This window comes from Mesorhizobium sp. M2C.T.Ca.TU.002.02.1.1 (genome assembly GCF_003997225.1).
The window spans coordinates 1-4031 of the sequence record NZ_RZTO01000577.1; the positions used below are offsets into that span (position 1 = coordinate 1).

Annotated in this window: 3 protein-coding genes and 1 pseudogene; 1 reads left to right on the forward strand and 3 read right to left on the reverse strand. The window is 61.9% G+C overall.

All coding sequences use genetic code 11. The features are described 5' to 3' along the window. Positions 1-56: 56 nt before the first annotated feature. From clpA to EOD07_RS25280, 3 genes are all read right to left on the reverse strand, one after another. Positions 57-2522: an ATP-dependent Clp protease ATP-binding subunit ClpA gene (clpA, locus tag EOD07_RS25270; RefSeq protein WP_040987241.1), complete on the reverse strand. Its 2466-nt coding sequence runs from the start codon at positions 2520-2522 to the stop codon at positions 57-59. Between the two features lie 6 nt (positions 2523-2528). Beyond that, positions 2529-2855: an ATP-dependent Clp protease adapter ClpS gene (clpS, locus tag EOD07_RS25275; RefSeq protein ID WP_040972327.1), complete on the reverse strand. Its 327-nt coding sequence runs from the start codon at positions 2853-2855 to the stop codon at positions 2529-2531. Positions 2856-3132: 277 nt separating this feature from the next. After that, on the reverse strand, positions 3133-3462 hold the full coding sequence (locus EOD07_RS25280; protein ID WP_040972326.1) for a phasin family protein: 330 nt from the start codon (positions 3460-3462) through the stop codon (positions 3133-3135). A gap of 287 nt (positions 3463-3749) precedes the next feature. On the opposite strand from EOD07_RS25280, the pseudogene EOD07_RS25285 reads away from it, so the two are divergent. Further along, a pseudogene (locus tag EOD07_RS25285) lies at positions 3750-4031 on the forward strand (D-alanyl-D-alanine carboxypeptidase); the annotation flags it as partial.

The following is a 4031-nucleotide window of genomic DNA, read 5'->3' on the forward strand; positions in this document are numbered from 1 at the left end:
CCCTTCAACGACAAAGGCCCCGTTTCCGGGGCCTTTGTATTTCAAGCGAGCGCTTGTCAGCCCTTGCGCGGCAGTTGCGGCACAAGGCTGCGCTTGTTGCCGTCCTTGCCCTTCGGCTCCGGCTTCTGCGCCACGGCCTTCTTGGCTGCCGGCTTCTTGGCCACCGCCTTTTTCGGCTTCGGCGCGTCTTCCGGCTCTTCCTTCTTCGGTTGCACGGGCGACTCGTCGGCGAGCGACTCGAGCTTCAGGCCGGACTCGCCGGTTTCCTTCTTCTCGACGGTGACGCGCACCGTGCCGCCCTTCTTGAGCTTGCCGAACAGCACTTCGTCGGCCAGAGGCTTCTTGATGTGCTCCTGGATGACGCGGCCAAGCGGACGCGCGCCCATGCGCTCGTCATAGCCCTTGTCGGCCAGCCAGGCGATCGCATCCGGCGACAGGTCGAAAGTGACGCCACGCTCGGAGAGCTGCGCTTCCAGCTGCATGACGAACTTCTGCACCACCTGATGGATCACCGGCACCGGCAGCGAGCCGAACGGGATGATCGCGTCCAGACGGTTGCGGAACTCCGGCGTGAACAGCCGGTTGATCGCCTCGACATCGTCGCCCTCGCGCTTGGTCGAGCCGAAGCCGATCGCTGCGCGCTGTGCATCCGAGGCGCCTGCGTTGGTGGTCATGATCAGGATCACATTGCGGAAGTCGATCTGCTTGCCGTTGTGGTCGGTCAGCTTGCCATGATCCATCACCTGCAACAGGATGTTGAACAGGTCCGGATGCGCCTTCTCGACCTCATCAAGCAGCAGCACGCAATGCGGATGCTGGTCGACGCCGTCGGTCAGAAGACCGCCCTGGTCGAAGCCGACATAGCCGGGAGGCGCGCCGATCAGCCGCGAGACGGTGTGGCGTTCCATATATTCCGACATGTCGAAGCGGATCAGCTCGACGCCGAGCGAGGCGGCAAGCTGCTTGGCGACTTCGGTCTTGCCGACGCCGGTTGGCCCTGAGAACAGGTAGGAGCCGATCGGCTTCTCCGGTTCGCGCAGGCCGGCGCGCGCCAGCTTGATCGCCGAGGTCAGCGCGGTGATCGCGGTGTCCTGGCCGTAGACGACGCGCTTCAGCTCGACGTCGAGGCCCTGCAGCACCTTCTCGTCGTCGGCCGAGACCGTCTTCGGCGGGATGCGCGCCATGGTGGCGATCGTCGCCTCGATCTCCCTGATGCCGATCGTCTTCTTGCGCTTGGCCTCGGGCACCAGCATCTGCGAGGCGCCGGTCTCGTCGATCACGTCGATCGCCTTGTCCGGCAGCTTGCGGTCACTGATGTAGCGGGCCGACAGCTCGACCGAAGCCTTGATGGCTTCGCTCGTGTAGCGAACCTTGTGGAACTCCTCGAAGTAGGGCTTCAGGCCCTTCATGATCTCGATGGCGTCCTCGACGGTCGGCTCGTTGACGTCGATCTTCTGGAAGCGCCGCACCAAAGCACGATCCTTCTCGAAGAACTGGCGGAACTCCTTATAGGTGGTCGAGCCGATGCAGCGGATGGCGCCGGACGAGAGCGCCGGCTTCAGAAGGTTCGATGCATCCATGGCGCCGCCCGAAGTGGCGCCCGCCCCGATCACGGTGTGGATCTCGTCGATGAACAGCACCGCGCCCGGATAGTCCTCGAGTTCCTTCACGACCTGCTTCAGCCGCTCCTCGAAGTCGCCGCGATAGCGGGTGCCGGCCAAGAGCGTGCCCATGTCGAGCGCGAAGATGGTGGCGTCCTGCAGCACTTCCGGCACGTCGCCTTCGACGATGCGCTTGGCCAGCCCTTCGGCGATCGCCGTCTTGCCGACACCCGGGTCGCCGACATAGAGGGGGTTGTTCTTGGAACGGCGGCACAGCACCTGGATGGTACGGTTGATCTCGCTGTCGCGGCCGATCAGCGGGTCGATCTTGCCGGCCCGCGCCTTGTTGTTGAGGTTGACGCAGTAGGCCGTCAGCGCGTCCTGCTGCTTCTTCTTGCCGCCCTCTTCCTGCGGCTCGGCGCCGTTCTGGCCGCCCTGCTCGTCCTCGGCACCGCGCGGCGTGCGCGATTCCGAAGCGCCGGGGCGCTTGGCGATGCCATGCGAGATGTAGTTGACCGCGTCGTAGCGGGTCATCTGCTGTTCCTGCAGGAAATAGGCGGCGTGGCTCTCGCGCTCGGCGAAGATGGCGACGAGCACATTGGCGCCGGACACTTCCTCGCGGCCGGACGACTGCACATGGATCACGGCGCGCTGGATGACGCGCTGGAAGCCGGCCGTCGGCTTCGAATCCTCGTCGTAACCGGTGACGAGGTTGTCGAGCTCGGTGTCGATATAGGTGAGAACGGTGTGCTTGAGCTCGTCGAGATCGACGTTGCAGGCGCGCATGACGGCGGCCGCCTCCGTATCGTCGATCAGTGCGAGCAGCAGATGTTCGAGCGTCGCATACTCATGATGCCGCTCGTTGGCGAATGTCAGCGCCTGATGTAGCGCCTTTTCCAGGCCTTGGGAGAAAGCCGGCATGTTACCTCACTTCTTCTCCATCACGCATTGCAGCGGATGCTGATTCTGTCGGGCGAAATCCATGACCTGGGACACTTTGGTCTCGGCCACCTCGAATGTGTAGACGCCGCACTCGCCCACTCCATGATTGTGAACATGAAGCATGATGCGCGTGGCGGCTTCGCGGTCCTTTTGGAAAAACCGTTCCAGGACGTGAACGACGAACTCCATCGGAGTGTAATCGTCGTTCAGGATGAGGACCCGGTAGAGGCTGGGCTTCTTGGTCTTGGTTTTGGTGCGCGTGATGACAGCGGTGCCGCGACCGGGATCGTTGCGGTCTCCGTCACTTTGCATTCGCACCACGTCCGCCGTGGCAGTCAAACCGATCGTCACGTAGTCCAGCCTTTTCGAATCCTCATGCGAGTTCAACATGTAGGTTCTCGATGGACGATTTTAAGCCCTTCTGTTTAGCTGACAATATGGCTAGGTGGGCAAACCTCAGCGAATTTCTCAATCGTGAATGCGGCAAGGTGCGTTGGGTTGCGATCGCGCATGAAAAAACCCGGTCGCGTTTCCGCGACCGGGTCCTTTTTGCGGGCCGGCTGGCCGTATCGGCAGTGATCTGGCGAAATTACTTCGCCTTGGCGACCACCGATTCGAACGGCTTGTAGGCTTCCTTGGCGAGCTCGGCATAGAGATTGCCGATCTTGCTGGCCTCGGCCACGAAGCTCTCATAGCTCTGCTTGGCGTAATCGGTCTGGATCTCGATGGCCTTCTCGATCGACTTGGCCGAGAACAGCTTCTCGAAGGCGGCGCTGCCGGCCTCGAAGCTCTTCTTGGTGTATTCGCCGGCCTCGGTGGCGATGGCCTGCGCGCCCTTGGTGAGCGAGGCAAAGCTCTTCAGCCCGGTGTCGGCAAACTCTTTGCCGTATTTCGTGAAGTCCTCATAGGTCTGGGTCATTTCATACTTCCCTTGGTTGAAACGCCCTTTTGGCCCCGGGCGCCCTTGTGCAATGCACCTCAATATATTGTGCGATGCACAAAAGTCAAGAATCCCTTGGCGCGCAGGGGCTCCGGCGACGGCGGCCGGTAAAATTCGATTAAAGAGAAGCTCGATTTGCCGAAAAATGGTGAACGCGGCGGTTACCATAAACGGATTGGTAACGCTGAGCGCGATAGCTTGGCCGGAAGCGAGGCAGGCACTCCCTTAGCCGCCTCCGGGGCAACGAAAATTCAGGGTAAGTAACGGTGCGTCAGGCGTTGTCGGGCTTCGTCTCCAAATCTTCATTCTCCTTCAAGGCGATCATGGTTGCCGCGCTCGCGGTGACGATTGTCGCCGCCGATGTCGCGTCGGCTCTTGCCGCGAAGTCCGCGGCTATCGTGGTCGATGCCAAGACCGGCAAGGTGCTCTATTCCGCCGACGCCAACGGCCGCCGCTATCCGGCATCGCTCACCAAGATGATGACGCTCTACCTCACCTTCGAGGCGCTGGCGAAGGGCAGGATCAGCAAGAACACGCCGGTGCCGTAT